At 45.3% G+C, this 18,821-nt stretch carries 14 protein-coding genes and 1 pseudogene; 5 read left to right on the top strand and 10 right to left on the bottom strand.

Annotated elements, in window-relative coordinates; genetic code table 11:
- Positions 1–19 precede the first annotated feature (19 nt).
- The 4 genes and pseudogenes from JCM15124_RS13440 to JCM15124_RS05830 all read right to left on the bottom strand — a co-directional run bounded on the left by JCM15124_RS13440 (position 20) and on the right by JCM15124_RS05830 (position 7,113).
- Positions 20–972, bottom strand: a pseudogene (locus JCM15124_RS13440) (PorV/PorQ family protein).
- 11 nt (positions 973–983) lie between these two features.
- The gene (locus JCM15124_RS05840) at positions 984–3,746 is read right to left on the bottom strand and encodes a S8 family serine peptidase (RefSeq protein ID WP_024998680.1); all 2,763 of its coding nucleotides are present in this window, start codon (positions 3,744–3,746) and stop codon (positions 984–986) included.
- Positions 3,747–3,765: 19 nt separating this feature from the next.
- Complete coding sequence (locus tag JCM15124_RS05835) at positions 3,766–5,370, bottom strand: BACON domain-containing protein (RefSeq protein WP_024998679.1); 1,605 nt, start codon at positions 5,368–5,370, stop codon at positions 3,766–3,768.
- Between the two features lie 123 nt (positions 5,371–5,493).
- Complete coding sequence (locus tag JCM15124_RS05830; protein WP_024998678.1) at positions 5,494–7,113, bottom strand: BACON domain-containing protein; 1,620 nt, start codon at positions 7,111–7,113, stop codon at positions 5,494–5,496.
- Between the two features lie 517 nt (positions 7,114–7,630).
- Between JCM15124_RS05830 and JCM15124_RS15860 the strand changes: the two genes are divergently transcribed.
- Together JCM15124_RS15860 and JCM15124_RS15855 are read left to right on the top strand one after the other, a co-directional pair.
- Positions 7,631–7,861 carry a hypothetical protein gene (locus JCM15124_RS15860; protein WP_156930675.1) on the top strand — a complete coding sequence of 77 codons (231 nt, stop codon included), beginning with the start codon at positions 7,631–7,633 and terminating at the stop codon, positions 7,859–7,861.
- A 494-nt stretch (positions 7,862–8,355) separates the two neighbouring features.
- Positions 8,356–8,580 (top strand): hypothetical protein, encoded by a 225-nt coding sequence (locus tag JCM15124_RS15855; RefSeq protein WP_156930674.1) that lies wholly within the window; start codon positions 8,356–8,358, stop codon positions 8,578–8,580.
- Here the strand turns inward: JCM15124_RS15855 and rmuC are convergent, their stop codons facing one another.
- The 4 genes from rmuC to JCM15124_RS13435 form a co-directional block, all read right to left on the bottom strand.
- Complete coding sequence (rmuC, locus tag JCM15124_RS05810) at positions 8,581–9,879, bottom strand: DNA recombination protein RmuC (RefSeq protein ID WP_024998675.1); 1,299 nt, start codon at positions 9,877–9,879, stop codon at positions 8,581–8,583. It abuts the gene before it with no gap.
- An 11-nt stretch (positions 9,880–9,890) separates the two neighbouring features.
- Positions 9,891–12,371 carry a bifunctional UDP-N-acetylmuramoyl-tripeptide:D-alanyl-D-alanine ligase/alanine racemase gene (locus JCM15124_RS05805; RefSeq protein WP_024998674.1) on the bottom strand — a complete coding sequence of 827 codons (2,481 nt, stop codon included), beginning with the start codon at positions 12,369–12,371 and terminating at the stop codon, positions 9,891–9,893.
- Between the two features lie 140 nt (positions 12,372–12,511).
- A complete protein-coding gene (locus tag JCM15124_RS05800; RefSeq protein ID WP_024998673.1) occupies positions 12,512–12,940 on the bottom strand; it encodes a Fur family transcriptional regulator in 429 nt (142 codons plus the stop codon).
- A 5-nt stretch (positions 12,941–12,945) separates the two neighbouring features.
- Positions 12,946–13,752 carry a GSCFA domain-containing protein gene (locus JCM15124_RS13435; RefSeq protein WP_036885184.1) on the bottom strand — a complete coding sequence of 269 codons (807 nt, stop codon included), beginning with the start codon at positions 13,750–13,752 and terminating at the stop codon, positions 12,946–12,948.
- 350 nt (positions 13,753–14,102) lie between these two features.
- On the opposite strand from JCM15124_RS13435, the gene JCM15124_RS05785 reads away from it, so the two are divergent.
- From JCM15124_RS05785 to JCM15124_RS16170, 3 genes are all read left to right on the top strand, one after another.
- Positions 14,103–14,381 (top strand): hypothetical protein, encoded by a 279-nt coding sequence (locus tag JCM15124_RS05785; protein ID WP_024998672.1) that lies wholly within the window; start codon positions 14,103–14,105, stop codon positions 14,379–14,381.
- Between the two features lie 520 nt (positions 14,382–14,901).
- Entirely contained in the window at positions 14,902–15,351 is a 450-nt protein-coding gene (locus tag JCM15124_RS05780; protein WP_024998671.1) for an HU family DNA-binding protein, read from the top strand.
- A 180-nt stretch (positions 15,352–15,531) separates the two neighbouring features.
- Positions 15,532–16,920: a choice-of-anchor J domain-containing protein gene (locus JCM15124_RS16170; protein WP_024998670.1), complete on the top strand. Its 1,389-nt coding sequence runs from the start codon at positions 15,532–15,534 to the stop codon at positions 16,918–16,920.
- A 279-nt stretch (positions 16,921–17,199) separates the two neighbouring features.
- Here the strand turns inward: JCM15124_RS16170 and rsgA are convergent, their stop codons facing one another.
- Both rsgA and frr read right to left on the bottom strand, forming a co-directional pair.
- Positions 17,200–18,144 carry a ribosome small subunit-dependent GTPase A gene (rsgA, locus tag JCM15124_RS05770; RefSeq protein WP_024998669.1) on the bottom strand — a complete coding sequence of 315 codons (945 nt, stop codon included), beginning with the start codon at positions 18,142–18,144 and terminating at the stop codon, positions 17,200–17,202.
- A 57-nt stretch (positions 18,145–18,201) separates the two neighbouring features.
- The gene (gene frr, locus JCM15124_RS05765) at positions 18,202–18,762 is read right to left on the bottom strand and encodes a ribosome recycling factor (protein WP_024998668.1); all 561 of its coding nucleotides are present in this window, start codon (positions 18,760–18,762) and stop codon (positions 18,202–18,204) included.
- Between the last annotated feature and the right edge of the window lie 59 nt (positions 18,763–18,821).

The following is an 18,821-nucleotide window of genomic DNA, read 5'->3' as shown; positions in this document are numbered from 1 at the left end:
ATAATTCATTCATTGTATTTTAGAAATCGTATCCGACACCAACGGTGCAATAGCTGCTTCCGGCATCAACTGTTTTCAGCATATAACCTCCGTTAAGACGTAGTCCGCGATACTTTATGCCTACACCCATAGTAAGGTGGCTGAGGTTGTGGTCGCCATATTCGTAGCCTGCCCGCACCGACACCATATTATTATAGGTGTATTCGAGTCCGCCGCCAACCATGAAAACCTTAGATTCTGATGGCTGGAAGAAATAACGTGTAGACAATGCTGCTCCTACTTGATGCTTGTCTGCCATATCCACCGACAACGTTCCACCTACTGCAACATGTGTAGGCATTGAAACCTTGTAGCCATTGCCGTAATCGAGTTTAGGACCGATTGCAGCAACTTTGGCATCTACCATGAAGTTTGCATGCTTGTTTGCTACTGTCATATTGTTGTTCTGATAAGAAGCTCCTACGGTAAATGCACCACCATTGGCGTTTTTTGAGAGATGGCTGAAGATAACACTTCCCGTTGCATAGGCTGAAAAACCTTTGCCAATCATATAGCATAGCCAAAATCTATGGTCCAATTGTAGGGCTTGTAATCTTTGGTTGGTTCTCCAAGCATATCGTATCCCTTGATTTTTAATCCACCTGCATAGCGGAAACCGGCAAATGCAGCATGGCGTTTGGCGAACTTATAGCCCACAGCAGCTGTGTATAGCCCGAATGTACCTTCAACATTTTCTTCCTTTTCGTATAGGGAAGCAGAAACATCTGCCGTAAATTTCTTATCCACACCGAAAAGTGCAGACGGATTATTGTATAAATACATTCCCTTGGCAGCTACCAATGCATTGCCCATAGCGGCTGTTCGGGCATCGGTATTTGCAGTTAATATTGAAAGGTCTTGCCCTTGGGCATTAGCCTGCGTAGCACCGAAAAGTGCTACGCAAGCAATTATGATGATGTGTTTTGACTTCATACTCGTTGTAATTATCGTTTAATGAACATTTGAGTGTAATTGCCCTTGCTCGTATGCACGGTAAGTTTGTAAGTTCCGGAGTGTAGTTTGGCAAGGTCAAGTGTAGCAACATTGTTCTTGTCCGGAGTTACGGTAGCTTTCATTACCTGCTCTCCTACGGTAGAACTGATAACAAATTCCGCCTGTTTTACTTCAGGATTGAGCAGAGCATTGATGTCTTTCTTCACCGGAACCGGATAAACTGCATAAACAGGGGCTGACTTTTTCTCAACGACACGAATTTGGAAAGAGCCTTCAGAAGAGGTTTGATGACCATCTGATGCAAGAACGCTAATGCGGGTTATACCCTTTGCCAACGGTTTTAGCTGAAGATTGTCGTTGCTGACTTCGACTGTGGCGATGTTGCTGTTTGAAACATTGGCTTTGTAAGAAAGCTGATTGCTGCCACTGTTGGTATAATGTCCTTTCAAAGGAATATTCACGGAGCCCTCATCTAATCCTATTATATAGTTGTCGAATGGCTTCTCCAACTTCGGAGGCATATACTTCAAAATCTTAAATGTAAAGCTCTTCTCTGATTTTGCTCCTAAATCATCTGAGAAAACAAACGTACAAGTGTAGCTGCCCGATTCGAGAACGGGAACAATGGTAACGGTTACAGTAGATTTATTAACTGTGTACGATACGCCTTTGGTTTCGCCGGTAGTCTTTAAATCCCATTCGTGTCCATCGGGATCGGTAACTTTGAAACTGAAAGTCTTTCGGTCATTGTTGTTTAATTCGATAATTCCTTCCGGGAAACCGGTAACTTCCGGAGCATGGTTAAGTTTCGTTGTACATTTCTGAATAACAGGTTCAGAGAGGTTGCCCCAGCGGTCTACTGCTATTACGGCAATGCTGTACGTCTTGTTATCTTTTAGATTGTCGAAAGTAAACTTAAGCGTTTCGCCTAAATAGTGTCCCACACCATTTATTTCCTGATAGTTCATATCCTTGAGATTATCAGCAGTCAGTTCGTTAGGACTGATGTACAATCTGTAGAACGCTGCGGTCTTATCCTCATCTTTTGCAATGCTCCATTCGGCAGTAATATCCACGAAGTCCGGTGTAAGCGTCAATGTTCCTACCTTCTCAGGTGCAATCTTTGTATCAGATTCAAAGGCTGCTTCAGCGTCGATGTATCCTTTACCTAACTTTCCTTTATATATTGGATTTAATTCGTCAATGTTGAAAGGTCTGTATGCAGTAATCAAACGTGTCTTCAATTCTTCATTGGTGAAGCCTTGCTTTCCGAAATACGATGCAATAAGTGCTGCAATACCTGAAACGTGTGGACAAGCCATTGATGTTCCTTGGAAATAGGCGTAGCCTGAAGCGTCTCTGGTCTTTGGTACAGTGCTTAAAACGCCTCCTTCGTTGCCGAAAGTGTCTTGGTCTCCACCCGGTGCCATAATGGTAACCCATTTGGCAAAGTTGCTATAACTTGCCTTAGTGAAATCCCAAGCCATAGCAGAAACTGACACTGTCGGCGCGTAGCAGGCCGGATAAGCAGAAAACTCTTTGTTCTCGTTGCCTGCAGCGAATATGACAACGCCTCCCTTCATTGGAGAATTTGGTCGTTGCTGTCCTGTAGCATCACAACCTGCCATCTTGATGAAATAGTCGATAGCTTCTTTCAGTAATCTGGGCATTTCAGTAACATTGGCTGTTGATGGGTATCCCCAAGAGTTCTGACAGATGACGGCTCCATTGTCAGCTGCGTATTTAATGGCTGCTGCTGCATCACCTTGTTCATCTCCCTTTCTGAAAATTTGGCAACTCATAAGTCGCACGCCACTTCCTGCAGTTCCGTCGCCACCTGCTATACCTGCAACACCCTTTCCGTTGTTGTTGCGTGCCCCAACAGTACCGGCAACGTGTGTGCCATGTCCGCTGTCGTCGGGTTCGATTTTGCCTCCGACAACATCGTTTGCCGTTACGAAGTTATAACCGTAAACGTCGTCTACAAATCCGTTACCATCATCATCAACATTCGGTTGGCCGTTCTTCTCCTTTTCGTTGATGTAGAGGTTATCCATCAAGTCTTCATGGGTAACATCGATACCACCATCGACGATGGCAACAATGACATTGCTTTTACCGGTTGTGTACTTTTCCCATACGGGCTTTACATTACAGTCTGCTCCTTTCTTTGCGTGTGCACTTACCGAGCCGTCATTGTAATAATGCCACTGCTTTGACAGATATGGGTCGTTAAAGACACCTGAAGCAGCTTGCATATCTGCGCTTGCATTTGAGTTTGTATAGGACTTTGCCGTAACTTTCGGACGTGCAATGGGCAGGACACGTTCTGCATACTCTATTCCGTTTACTTTATCGAACTGTTGTAGCACGGCAGAAACATCTTTGCTTTCGTCGAAATAGATAGTGTACCAACGGTCGAGCCCTTCTGCTACTGTTCGTGCTTCATAGATTCCTGCAGGCTTGAAAACTCTTTCCATTTTATAAGCACCTGAGTATCTCATTGCCGAAGCCATTGCTGAAGGTACATTCTGCATCTCTACGTTTCCATTAGGAGAGCTTGGTATGGCGTGGTTGGTACCCTTTGCCAACTTTACATTGATGCAGCCTTTTACTGCAAACATATCTTTATCAATGGTAACAGAGCGTGTATCGGAGTGGGTTGCTTCCAAATCTAAGTTATCTTGGCACGATGTTGTGAGCATCATACCAAAGATAGCACACGCGCATAAATATATAATAGATTTTTTCATTACTATATTTCTTTCAATATTATTTCTTTCGATTGTGTTTCTTAAGTATATTCTCTACCTTTGTCAGCATCTCTTGCTTGCTTCCGGCAAAGACATTTGGTTTGTAAAGTACGCCGATTTGCATTACCGGCTGTCCTTCATTCACATCGACAAACTTTTCACCGGAGATTGCCAATGTCAGATAATCAGAGCGACGGGCATAGACATGGAACTTGCCGGTGTAGCCTACAAACTCAAAGTTATTTGAAGTAAGCAGCTTATCAAACTCACGAGTTACAAACCATTCTTTACCATGTTGCCATATACCTAAGTTTGGTTGGCTGAAGCTAAGGCTATACTGCTCAACGCTTCCTACCATTTCTTGCGGAGCCGGATAGTCTCCACCGCGCGTATATAAGAAGTATGTGCGAGTTACCAATATGGGGTCTGTTGTCTTATAGACGATGGCTTCAATTTCCCTGTTTTTAGAAATCTGTCGTTTAACTTCTTCGCTGTTCTGACTCTTTTCGTATTCCTCTACCTCACTGACTTTTTGGTCGGCTTTATTCAGGAGGTGGAGTGGTCCGAGTTGAAGTTCTTTGAATGTTTCGTATTCTTTGTCTTGAATGTGCATCTGGTAGAAGAACAACACGACACTATTATTGCTTTCCAAAATGTCCACGTCCATTGTCATAAGTTCTTTCTCGTTGATGTAATGGTTAGGGTCTTTTGTATCTCTTACATAACCATTGGCTTTTACGAAATCTTGGAAAGCCTGCGTTTTCACAGCCTCGACACCTTCTCTGACCAACGAACGTGTGAAGATGCGGGTAGGCATAAAGTATTGTGTGTCGTGAACATAGAATACTTCCTTGAATAAAGGGGACGGCGTCTTGAAAGTATAACTTTCTTCGTACAATCCCATTTGCGGGTCCGGAGCACCATACTCTGAAAGCAAGCTTCCACGGCGATATTCAAAGTCCATCATCTTGAAAAGACTGAAAGGAGCACCGGGGTTGCATGCCAATATGAAAGTAGCTACACCCGGTTGCTTAACAATCACTTCGTTGCTCTTTCCTGCATTCGATATTATAAGCTTTATGCTTCTTTCCGTTGCACTGTGATTTGTTTTGGAAATGAACTTCAAAGCGTGCTTCTTCTTGATAATCTGCAACCAATCAGGTTTTTCGCTCTGAACCATTTCGTACATGTTGCTTTCCAAATTTACGTCCACGGTGGTTGTGCCTCCTGCTTGTGGCAGGATAATTTCGCCATTGGCAATTTCCAACGAAAGGTCGGCAGCACTTTGGTTTACCATTATCTTTTCAACAGCCAAGCCGCCATCTACAAGAATGTAGCTGCTTCTTTCCGCTCCGGTCGTGTTTGCATCGACTTTTACGATAAACTCGTTTCCGTTTTGGGTGAGATGTATCCAACTCTTGGGAGTTGTTGCAATCCATTCCTTGCAGTTCGTGTTCACGGAAATGGTCTTCTCACCAATCTGATTGGTAAACTTTATCTCCTTTTCAGAGACGCTCAGCTGCGGTTGTTCGAAATCAACACTCTCGGCGCAGCCTGCTACCATTGCTAATAACAGGCATACAGATGAGAGTCGCAGCAGTTTATATAAATTCATTATACGCATATCGAATAAATTTAAATAAGGTAAGTAGGTATTCAAAATTAAACGTATCTATATTGCTTTTATCTTTTATGCTTTCACTTTGCCATCGTCAATTAATTATGAACACCTACTTATACCATTTAATTAAAACTTCAAAACTTTCTTTACTTTCATAAAGTTTTTCATCATTTTCCCTTGAGCCTTCAAACTCTTACTACCTCCGCCGAATACAGACTCGTCGTAGTTGTAAAGTAATGCAAGAACAGGAACGTTGTTGTCTACTACGCATGTAACGGCGATGAGCAGATGGTCGCGTTCGCGAGCAAAGAAGTGGGTGTTGTTTGCAGAACGAAGGAAAGAAAATCCTTCTTCTCCAAGTTTCTTTTGGAACTCTTTCGTTACAATCCATTTGTTTCCATACTTCCATAGACCAAGGTTGGTATCCTTGAAGAGAAGAGCACCAATCTGTACGCTTCCAAGTTTTTCGGGAGCTTTTCCGTCATTGCCTGTTGTATAGAACATGTGGATACGACCGTAAGCAGCACTTGGGTCTGCATTTTCTTTCAGCGTATATTGGAGCTGAGACACTTCGGTATTCTTATATTCGTTATAAGTGCGTTCTTCTTCTTTGCTTCCCGCATTCTTTTCAAATTGTTCAACTTCAGGTACTTTTACTGTTGCTACCTGCAAGAGTTCAAGAGGATAGTAAGGCACTTTCTCAAAAGTCTTGTACTCTCCAATTTGTTTCGTAATAGGCTTGAATGTAAGGTTTACGCCTTGGTTACCGGGCTTTTCAGATATATAAATCTTCAACGACATAAGTTCTTTCTCGTTCGTGTACTCTCTGTCCGATTCGGAATTGTTGCGTACATACCCGCTGTCGGTGAGGAATTTCTCGAACGCTTTATCCTTAACGGCTTCTACGGCACCAATTCCGTCGCCGACTGTAATAATCTGCGAAGACGTAACGCCATCAGGGCTGCAATACTGTATCAACGTGAATATGGGCGAAGGGGTAATGAAAGTGTACATTTCCTCAAGTCCGAAGCCGGGCATGGCAGTTTGATAATCGCGTAAGTAGCTGCCGCGTCCAAGTTCATATTCCATGATTTTGTGAGCATCTTGTGGCATACCGGGGTTGATAGGAAGGATATAACGTTGTATGCCCGACTGTGATACGACGATTTCACGAGTCTCGTTACCGCTCTTTGCGTATAGTTTTACCTCGCGCTTATGATTGGTATCGTTACGTTTGGCAATCAATTTTATCTCTTCATCGCGCTTAAGTATCTTAAGCCAATCTACTTCTTCGCTGGTTGTAATTTCGTAGACCGATGAATTGCTTGTAACATCAACCACCTTTTCTCCACCCATTTGTGGAAGATAAATTGCTGTTGGTGTAATGTCAAGCACCACGTCGGCTGCGCTTTGTTTCACTTCTACCTTTCCGGTAGCACCGTTGGCATTCACGACAACGTAGCTTGTGCGGTCGGTACCCATCTTGTTTTCAGCAACTTTTATTTTCAGAATGTTGCCATCTTGAATAACCGATACCCACTCGCCCTCGTGCGGAGATGAGGCTATCCAATTACTTTGGTTAGTGGTTACGCTGATGTTTCTTTCACCAACTCCTTTGTCAAAAGTTACATTGTTTTCTGAAAGAACCAATGTAGGTAACTCAAATTCGTCTTCCTTTGCGCATGAAAACAGGCAAAGAAGAATTCCACCTAAGAACAGGGGAAAGATGGTCTTTTTTAAATCCATACTTTTCAAGGTTTTATTTGATATAAAATTAATATTTAAAGATTAGACTGACATACTGTGAAAGAGCTAAGTAACTTGTACAGATATATATGATTTCTTTATTCAATTTATTATACATATTTAAAGTTTGTTTAGATTTCGTATTGCAAATATACTAATAAATGAGGATAAAAGCAAATCTATTAGTTAAAAGGAACTAATGATTTAACGTTTATTACTTTATTATTCTCCTGCAATATGTAATTTAACAGTATTTTGTTTGTATTGCTAATAATTAATCATATCTGCCTTGTCATATCTTTTGCAATTGTCTTTTTCCTTAAGAAAAAATCGCACAGCATTGCCCATAATGTCGCTTTTATTGTAACAAATGGGTGATAGGGTTTGTTTTTGTGGGTGCAAAATGAAACTCAGCATTATCCTCTTTCTTCTTTTTCAGTTCACTTGAGCTTACAGCGAGCAGCAACAAAGTTGCTTTTCGGTTAGTTCTCATAGTTTATTTGTCCATCGTAAGTAGGTGTTCAAAATTAAACGTATCTATATTGCTTTTATCTTTTATGCTTTCACTTTGCCATCGTCTTCACGTCTCTTTTCCGTCATTCTGTCGCCTTTCATCAGTCGTGTAGCCCGCTACACTCTTTCTTCAAGACGGCAGACTGACCGGGAAATAGCCATAAATACAATGTCAATTAATTATGAACACCTACTTATAATTGTAATTTTCGGCTGCAAACTTATCTATTTTTAGCGAAGTAACCAAGTTTATTTGTATGTATTTGCCGATTGCTAAAGAAAATACCCAATAATAATGATACGTCGGCAGCACTGTAAAAGAGTTGGGTATAAATTTAATTAGAGGCGTAGTTTTCCCTTTTGGGCGACTGAGGTGCATTCTTAATAAATGCCTTTAATTTTGTAAAGATAATTCTGTTAAAAAGTGATATAATCGGTTTGACGTTGCGAAACCGTAGGTTTTGCGTTGTTAAACCGTAGGTTTTACCGTGCAAAACCTACGGTTTTGGAATGCAAAACAATAGGTTTTGTAATGCGCTGGTAATAAAGCTGTTATGCGACAGCAACGCTTGCGAATAATTTTTACAGTTTTATGACCCGTTTTTCAGCCATACAATAGGAAAAAAAGGAGAAGTAACGTAAGGCTGCAATTGGTATAAATAAAGGCTGACTCCGTGTCTGAAATCAGCCCTTAACCCCAATCGCTCATTAGGACGCATTTTCTTATCTTTGTTATTACCGTCATGCTTCCTTGCTGCTTTCGTCCGCTTGCCGGCATCTGCGCCGCCATTCCATCTCACCGTAGCCCGCTACGCCTTCGATGAAATGGCGGCACATCTGCTCGACAATCGAACAAAACCGGTCAAGGACGCTAATGAACGATTGGGGTTTATCCTTTATGGTGTTCGTAAAATCTGCGAAGCACTGCCACTGCCATATATAAATAAGGTGTAACTATAAGCCATCGGGAATTTCTTTCTTGGGTGTTATGCCCAACATCTTCATATTGTCGAGGCGGCGAACAATGTTTCCCTTGCCTTCGCTAAGCTGCGAATGGGCTTTCTCGTAATCGCTTTGAAGTTTCTGTATGCCTGTTCCGACTTTCAAAAAAGTCTCTCCAAACGAAACAAACTTATCGTAAAGGTCGTTCGATATGCGCAAAATTTCCTCTACATTCTTATTCATACGGTAGTTCTGCCACATCGTGTGGGTAAGCTGTAAAGCCATCAAGAGGTTGCTCGGACTTAGCAAGATGATGTGTTTGCGGTAGGCATACTGCAGAATAGAAGGGTCTGTCTTAATCGCTGCTGCGTATCCGCTTTCGTAAGGAATGAACATAAGCACATAGCCAATGCAGTTTGGCACTATCTTTTCGTAGTTTTTAGCCGAAAGTTCATCGACGTGCTTCTTTATAGACTTAATGTGTTCTTTCAGAAACTGCTCCTGTTCTGTTGTATCGGTAGCGTTTACGGCAGCCTGATAAGCTGTCAGCGAAACCTTTGCGTCGATAACGGCGTGCTCACCGCCGGGCAAATCGATAACGGCATCGGGACGGAAGCTGTTTCCTTTTGCATCTTGATAGTTTCGTTGCAGGAAGAATTGTTCGTTTTTCGTCAGTCCGCAACTTTCCAAAGTGGTTTCCAATATCATCTCGCCCCAATCGCCCTGCATCTTGGTGTCGCCTTTCAGTGCCTGCGTCAGCGATGCTGCATCGTTGCCGATGCGCTCGGTTTGCCGGCTCAACTCCTTTATGGCGCGTTCGTTATCTTCACGAATACTTTTCACGGTTGCGGTTTGAACTTCCTGCAACAGTTTTATCGTCTCTTCAAACGTTGTTTTTATTTCGGTTTTGTTGCTTGCTCCCTCCTTTGTTGCAGCCGTTACGTTCCGGTTGAACGCATCTATGCGCTCGTGCAGCGGCTTCAGAAGTGCGTCTAACCGTTCTTTGTCGGCAGTGTTCAGGTGTTCCCTGCTTTCCGAAAGCATTTGTGCAGCCATTGTGCGCATTTCTTCTTGCATCAGTTTTTTGGCGGTTTCCATTTGCTTCTGCATTTCGCCGAGCAGTTTCTGACTGTGTTCACGCTCTGCATTTACGCTGTCGGCAGCGTTCTTCTGTGCCGTTTCCAACCTGCTTTTTGCAACAGCAAGCTCGGCAGACAGCTTCTGTGCGGTAGTGGCAACTTGGCTTCGTGCCCACAAAAAGGCAAGAAGCGCACCGAGAAATAAACCCGAAAAGAAATAAAGAAAAACCATTTTGCTTGTATTTAATCTTGAAAATAAACTCTTTTTACACGGTTGCTAACCGTTGTCAATACCTCGTATGGAATGGTGCCTATTGCATCGCTCAACACCGTTACGGGCAAATGGTCGCCGAATATTTCAACGCTGTCGCCCTCTTGGCAGTCTATTCCCGTTACATCTATCAATGCCACGTCCATGCAGATATTGCCCATATAGTAGGCTCGCTTACCATTGACAAGGCAATAGCAGTTGCGATTGCCTAACTTACGGTTCAATCCGTCGGCATATCCAATCGGTATGGCTCCTATGACGCTGTCTTTTTCGATGATGCCGCGGCGAGAATAGCCCACAGTTTCGCCTGCCGGAACATTCCGAAGCTGCAAAATGGTGGTTTTAAGTGTCGATACGTTGCTTATAACGGCATTGTCGCGCGGGTTGATACCATAAAGTCCGAGTCCCAATCGGCACATATCCAGCTGTCGTTCGGGGAAGTGTTCGATGCCTGCCGAGTTGTCCATGTGGCGCAAAATGCGATGACTGAAAGCCGCTTGCAGTTTCTTGCTGCCCTCTTTGAACAGTGCAAACTGTGCGGCAGAGAACGAATCGAAGTCATTACTGTCCGAACCAACGAAGTGAGAGAATACCGAACGCGGTATCAACGCATTCTGATGGCGCAGCTTCTCTATGAGAAGGTCGATGTCGGTACGAGGATTGAAACCCAAACGGTGCATTCCCGTGTCGAGTTTGATATGAACAGGGTAGCCCGTAATGCCTTCTTTCTCCGCTGCTTTAATCAGTGCGTCCAACAAACGGAAGCTATATACCTCCGGTTCGAGCTCGTAATCGAAGAGCGTTTTAAACGAACTCATCTCCGGGTTCATTATCATAATGTTGCTTGTAATGCCGTTTCGGCGCAGCGTAGCACCTTCGTCAGCCACTGCAACAGCAAGATAATCGACGCGATGGTCCTCCAAAGTCTTGGCAATCTCTACTGCTCCGGCTCCATAGGCATCGGCTTTTATCATACAAACGAGCTTTGTTTCGGGCTTTAAGAAAGAGCGATACCGGTTCAGATTGTCTATTACGGCATTCAAATTCACTTCCAATACAGTTTCGTGCACCTTCTTTACCAACAGTTCGGTGAGCTTGTCGAAACCGAAAGAGCGTGCTCCTTTCAGCAAAATTACTTCGTCGTGCAGGGACTTAAACACTTTGCTGCCGATGAAATCGGCTATGTTTTCAAAGAAAAACTTTGTTTCCAAACCTTCAAAAGACTGCTGCTGTCGTCCAAGTGCGGTGCCGATGCCGATAAACTTCGTTACACCGCGCTTCTTTACCAATGCTGCCACGTCGGCATAAAGCTGCTGTTCGGTTTCGCCGCTTTGGTAAATGTCGCTTAAGATAAGTGTACGCTCGCGTTGTTTTTGGTCGGGACGGCGGTTCATAAAGTCGAGTGCGATGTCGAGCGAGTTTATATCGGAGTTGTAAGAATCGTTGATGAGCGTGCAGCCGTGTTGCCCTTCTTTCACTTCAAGGCGCATTGCGACCGGTTCGAGTGTTGCCATACGCTGTGCCAACACATCGGGCAGAATGCCAAAGTGCAGCGCAACGACAGCACAGGTGATGCAGTTGCTCACACTTGCCTCGTCGATGAAAGGCAAAGTAAAGCTGCCGCGTGTGGTCTGTTGCCATATATAAGAGACGGTCGATGTCGTGTCGCTCTTCTCTATATGGTCTGCAAAGAAGGCGGCAGTGAGGTCGTGTTCCGACCAAGCAAGCAGTTTTCCATCGTAATGGCTCGCTGCAATGCACTTCGCCGCTATCTTATCGTCGAGCTGATAGACCAAGGCTTGCGTGCCTTTGAACAGCAACAGCTTCTCGTTACACTTCTCTTCCAACGACGAAAAGTTTTCTTGATGGGCAGCACCTAAACTCGTCAGCACGCCCACCGTAGGCTGAATAATATCGTGTAACGCCTGCATTTCGCCCACTTTGCTGATGCCTGCCTCGATTAAACCGATTTGCGAACTTTCGTTCAGCAGCCACACCGACAGCGGAACACCTATCTGCGAGTTGTAGCTCTTGGGCGAACGCGTTACATTCTTGTCGTAGGCAAGCAGCTGCGACAGCCATTCCTTCACCATCGTCTTGCCGTTCGACCCGGTAATACCTACGACGGGAATATCGAACGCCTTGCGATGGCAGGTTGTCAGCTGCTGAAGGGCAGCGAGCGTGTTGCCCACTTTCAGGAAATTTGCGTGCGCATAAAGTGTAGAAAAATCCTTTGGAACGCTCTCTACCACGAAGTTGCGCACCCCTCGACGATACAGTTCGGGAATGTAATGATGCCCGTCGTTGCGGTCGGACTTCAGTGCGAAGAACAGTGTTTCTTCGGGAAAGCAGAGCGAACGGCTGTCTGTCAGTAGGAAACTGATGCTTGCAGCACCATCGCCATACCGTTCTGCGTTTATTAATTGTGTTATTTTTTCTATTGAATAGCTCATTGTTGAAATATTAACAGAAAGCAGACAGGCTGCTGTAAAATGTATGAAGTCGGCTGCTTTCCATCATTTACAGACTGCAAAGATACTGCAAAAACGAAGCAGGCGTATGGCTTTGACTTTCTTTTTCACCTTTTTTATCCTTATCGTTTCTCTTTTACTGCACATTCGGGACATATTCCTTTCAGCATAAAATTCACGTTGGAGAGTTTGTAACCTTCGGGCAGATGAATGTCGGGAATATCCACTTCGTGCAGACAAGTGGTGCGTTGGCAATGTTCGCAATAAAAGTGGGCGTGCATATCGCGGTCGGTTTCGTAGTCGTCGCTCATGCAAAGTTCGTAGCGCACAATGTCGTTGCCGTCTTCTACCTGATGCACCACGTGCCGATTGCTGAACAGTGTGAGCGTGCGGAATATGCTCGACTTGTCTATGGTCTGCAGTTGCGTTTCCAATTCCTTCATCGAAACCGGTCCGTTGTATCGGGAAATAGCCTCTGCAATCAATATTCTGTTGGCAGTAGGCTTTACGTTGTGCTTTGCAAGATGCTCTAAAATCTGCTCTGATTTCATTGGCTTTATATTGTTAATCCGTTGTATTTTTGCGACAATAGCTTTGCCCGCTCCATTGTTTGCGCCATAAACTCTTTGTATTCGCTGCTTTCCGGGTTGAAAGGACGGTGGGCAAGGGCTTCTTTCACCGGCTTCCACTCGCGCAGAAAATCTTTGGCTGCGGCAGAGAAATACACATCGACAAGGCGTTCCCAGATATATTCCACAGCTTGCTCGTTGGGGTGCAGCATGTCGGCTTTGTAGAAACGATAGTCGCGAAGTTCGTCGTTCACAATCTCGTAGGCAGGGAAATATGCCACATTACCGTCGGCATGGCCGGCCATCACTTCGCGAACGGCTAAGAGCAGCACGGCTTTGGAGAGTTGGCTCTCGTGGTAGCCATACTTTGCATAGCGTATCGGACTGACCGTGAATATTATTTTTACATCGTGGTTGCGCGCTCGCAGCACTTCTATGGCACGGCGCAGATAGTCCTTACAGGCAGCTATGCCGAGTTCCTGCTCATCGAAAAGCCGTTGCGGACGTTTGTTGCAGTTGTCTACAATTTCGCCCGTAGCCCTCTCAATATAAACGTGGTTGGTGCCCAAAGTAATGAAGACGGTGTCGAAAACCTCGGTTCTTCGTTCTACCGTGTGCAGTATCGAAGCAGGATTGTACATCACGCCGAACGGATTTACAAGGGTTCGGAATTTCCAATCTATAAATTTCTCACCGATATTGCTTGCGAAACACGAGCCAACGAACAATACACGTTCGCACGGCATTATCTCGAAACTCGGTTTCGGCACATTAACTATCGTTCTAAACTCCATATTTACAAAGGTACTGCTTTTGTTCAGAAGCACAAAAAGTTTAGAAATCTTTTTGTAATCTCCTGTCGGAAGGGTCCGATTTCGGCAGAAATCATTTTGTTGCCGTCATTGCGTTTTTTCCAAAATTCGGGCTTCCAATACTCAAAAATCGCCATTTGTTAAAAGCTCTTAATCTGTCAGTAGTAAAACGCAATATAACAATGAGTTACACGGGTGAAATGTCCGATTTCGCAAGATCGCAAAAATGTAGAATGTCCGATACTGACATATTTTTGTCCGATTTTGCAAGGTGTTTTTGTGCATTTACCCCTTAAATTTGCAACATCAAAACTATTAAACGACTAACGTATATGAAGGCAGACAAAAAGCTTACGCCAAAGCAAAGGCGGAACTTGCAATTTTCGGAAGACCGCTTGGAGCTGCTCGACACCATACGCGAGATGATAGACATCGAGTTTGAACGTCGCGCGCAGAAGGGCGACAGCAAACCTTGTCGGGAACGACCGCCGCTGAAGAGCGCAGCCAACAAGTCGCAGGAAAGCGACGAGCCGGAAGACTCCGGACTTCCGCCACGCCAACGCACCCTCCGGCAGCGCATCTTGAAGATGTTCACCTGTTACATTATATAATAAGGTGTACGGAAGAAAGCAGAATACCGGCAGCGCAACTTGAAAATGTTCACCTGTTACATTATATAATAAGGTGTACGGAAGAAAGCGGAATACCGGCAGCGCAACTTGAAAATGTTCACCTGTTACATTATATAATAAGGTGTGCAGGACAAAAGAAAATATATTATTAAACCTTTCAAAACTAATTAAGAACAAATTATGAACGAACGACCGCCAAACACGCTCACCCCACCCACAGCGGCGGGGAAAGAGCAACAGAGAAGAACGAGGAAAACAGTAACCGAACAGCGCGTTTTGGAGTAACGGAGTTACGACAATCATCGCAACGGAGTTACGGCAATCGTCGTAACGGAGTTACGACAAACGTAGCAACGGAGTTACGGCAATCGTCGCAACGGAGTTACGACAAACGTAGTAACGGAGTTACGACAAAAGGCGCAACCGAACTACAACCTCGACAGCAACAAATTTACAGTAAAAACAATTATTAAACAACAATTTTAAAACATTCTATATTATGATAGAATTCGAAGTCAGGTCAAAGAAAATGACCATCGGAAAGAACAAGGGAAATACCGTCTACTACGCTTATCCCAAGGCAAAACAGAACCTCACCAACAAGATGGTGATAGACCGCATCGTGCGCGAAACATCGCTCTCGGCAGGCGACGTGTCGAACGCCCTCATATCGCTCGGTGCCATCGTGCGCGACGCCCTACTCATGGGCACAAGCGTCGATTTGGCAGACCTCGGCTCGTTCCGTGTCGTGGTATCGTCGAAGATGATTGAGAAAGAAATCGACGTATGCGCAGAGACGCTCAAGAAGCCGCGCATCGTCTTCACGCCAAAGGCACAAATGCGAGAAGCTGCCAAAAACGTGGAGCTGAACGTGTTCAACCCCAAGCGCAGGAAGAAAAAGGAAAGCGGAAAGCCATCGGGCGAAGGAGGCGGAAGCCAGCACCCGTAAATCTCTCATTAAAAGAGGGGAAGCCAACCCTGCAAGAGCCGACGGGCTGTACCAACCATTCGGGGCAGCCCCAAAAGCAGAGCACACACTTGCAGAACCCGACCTTTCAGTCCGCCGTAACCTGCAGGGCGACTCCCTCTCTGACGAACAAACAAATTTAACTTTTTAATAAAAAAAACAATGAAAACAAATTTATTTAAGAACACCTACGCAGCGATAGCTGCGCTGTTCATCGCAATGCTCGCACTGCCGCAGCAGGCGCAGGCGCAGGAAGAGAAGTACCAGCTCTGGATTGCCGGCGTACAGGTAACATCTGACAACTGCAACGACCTCTCTGTAATTAGCGGCGTAAACGGAACAGTGAAGTACGACCCAAGCAGCAACGTGCTCACCCTGCAAAATGCTACAATCAATGCAGGAGGAAAGTTTTCCATCGATTCGAACATCGAAGGCTTGAAAATAAACGTGGTGGGTACAAACAACGTGCAATCTCTTGCCGACCACATGCCGGCCTTCCGCTTCTTTAAGTCGGTGTATATAACAGGCGGCGGAGTGCTCAATCTGAAAAGCCAAAACACTGCCATATTCCCGTTTAAAGCCGACCTCACCATCGAGAATTGTACCGTGAATGCTTCCGCAGCATACGGCATCAATGGAAGAGATGCAACCGAGAAAGTTACCATCAAGAATGCTAAGGTAACAGCCATAGGAAAAGGGTCAGTTGGTGCACAAGGTGCTATCTTAAACATAGGTCAGCTCAACCTGATAGGCTGCAAGATTACCCAACCTGCAGAAGCCGTGTTCGACCCGGCAAAGCACGCTGTAGTATTGAACGGAGAGACTGTAACGGACAAGATAGTCATCGAGCCGACCGGCGGTGGTGGCGACGACCTCTTGCTCTATGAAAACTTCGACGGTACTACCGCAGCTATAGAAGGACGTCCCGATTACTATCAACTGCCTTCTAACTGGAGCACCATCGATGCCGACGGCGATGGCAACAACTGGATAGAATATGGAAAGAATCAAGGTTATGGCGGCACAGGCAAGTGCGCTATATCGGAATCGTACATAAACTACGTCGGTGCCTTTACACCGGACAACTACCTCATCACACCGAAAGTGGCAGGTGCTACACGCGTAACGTTCTATGCTTGTGCGCAGGATAAGAACTATGCAAAGGAACACTTTGCCGTATGTGCTTCTACCACGGGTAAGAACGAAAGCGACTTCAAGGTTGTACAGGAATGGACGATAAGCGAAATTGCCGGTGCCCCCGGTATCCAACCAATGGACCAAAGCCCATGGAAGTTCTTCGACGTGGCACTGCCTGCAGGTACGCAGTACGTTGCTTTCCGCCACTTCAACTCTACCGACCAGTTCAGCATCAACATCGACGAGGTGAAGGTCTACAATGATCCAACCGCAGTAGAGCACATCACGGCCGACGTGCCGGCAGCTGCCAAGAAAGGCATCTACACCCTTAGCGGCGTACGTCTGCAAGGCGAGCTGAAGAACCTGCCGAAGGGTATATACATCGTGAACGGACAAAAAGTAGTGAAGCAGTAGGAAACAACCGTGTTTCGCATCTCGGCAACGGGGTGCGGAACACCATCGGAAAAAGGTGCACAGCACCGTTTAAATGTTTAAGTATAAATGCTGAATGATGCAGAACACACGCTTTGCAAAAGGTGTATAACATAACACCGTTTGTATTCAAGTTCCACATCTAATCAGAACTGTTAAAACGTAAAGCCGCCTTGGCAGGGATTGCCGGGGCGGCTTTTTTTATGTTGCACGGCAACAATCGAACAAAACCGGTCCAAGGACGCTAACGACCGATTGGGGTTAAAATGCCTCGCGGTATTTGTTTTCGTCCTTGTCTTCGAGCATGGAAAGGTAGCTGTTGTAGCGACTTTCGGCAATGTAATGTTCTTCCAAGGCTTTGAGAACGGCGCACCCCGGTTCGTGTGTATGGGTGCAGTTGTTGAACCGGCACGCTTCGGAGAACTTGAATATTTCGCGGAAGTAGCTTGTGAGTTCTTCCTTGTCGATGTCGAAAGTGCCGAAACCTTTTATGCCCGGCGTATCTATAATATAGCCTCCGTAGGGCAATTGCAACATTTCGCTGAATGTCGTGGTGTGCATTCCCGTGTTGTGCGAGTCGGAAATTTCTGCGGTACGCAGGTGGGCATCGGGCAGCAAGCCGTTGATAATGGTAGATTTGCCAACGCCGCTATTGCCGCTCAGCAGTGTAACCTTGTCTTTGAGTAGCGGTTTCAGCTGTTCGATGCTTCGTTCCGCCGGAGCTTCGTCGGTGGCTTGCAGCGTTATGCACTTGTAGCCGATGCTTTCGTACAGACGGATAGCGGCATCTTGGTATCGTCGTTCGTCGTTGTCGAGCAGGTCGTATTTGTTGAAAACCAAGACAACGGGCACGCGGTAGGCTTCGGCACTTGCAAGAAAGCGGTCGATGAACGTAGTTGAAGTTTCGGGATAGTTCACCGTAACCACAAGAAAAGCTTGGTCGAGGTTGGCTGCTATGATGTGGCTTTGCTTGGAGAGGTTGGGCGACTTGCGGATAATATAGTTCTTTCGGTCTTCAATCTCGGAAATAAAGGCTGTTCCTTCTTGGTTGATGATGAGGTGCACGTAGTCGCCCACTGCCACCGGATTGGTGGAGCGGATACCTTTTAAGCGGAAATTGCCCTTTATTTTGCTTTCGATAGTTCGTCCGTCGTCGGTTCTTACGGTGTACCAACTACCTGTATTCTTTATTACTAAGCCACGCATTTATTATACAAGAAACCCTTTATTTGCCTGCAACAAGGCAAATAAAGGGAAATGTTTTCACACTGTCATAATTTCTTTTTCCTTGTCAGCGAGAAGCGCGTCAATCCTTTTGATGTACTTGTCGTGTATCTTCTGCAAGTCTTCTTCTGCGTCTTTCTCCAAGTCTTCTGAAAGTCCGTCCTTGATAGCCTTCTTCAGTTTGTCTTTAATATCGGAACGGGCGTTGCGTACTTCCACCTTTGTGCGTTCGCCAATCTTGTTGCTTTGCTTCACAAGTTCGCGGCGACGCTCTTCGGTCGGCTGTGGCAGATTGAGGCGAATAAGCTCTCCGTTGTTCTCCGGGGTGATGCCCACGTCAGAGTCCATAATGGCTTTTTCAATATCGCGGATAGCCTTTTTGTCCCAAGGCTTGATAGCAATGGTGCGAGGGTCGGGCACTGATACGGTTGCAACTTGGTTGAGTGGCACCATCGACCCGTATGAACTTACTCGTATTCCGTCGAGAATTGCTACGTTGGCACGTCCTGCGCGAATGCGTTGCAACTGCTCGTCGAGATACATAGCAGCCATTTCCATACGCTCTTCGGCTTCGTTTAATGTTTCTTTAACGTCTATCATAAGTATGCGTATTAATTGTTTCTAAATACAAATTTAGGGATTTATTCGTAACTGTGCAA

This window comes from Prevotella falsenii DSM 22864 = JCM 15124 (assembly GCF_000613945.1).
Classification (GTDB): domain Bacteria; phylum Bacteroidota; class Bacteroidia; order Bacteroidales; family Bacteroidaceae; genus Prevotella; species Prevotella falsenii.
This window is presented reverse-complemented; position numbering and strand designations above follow the sequence as displayed.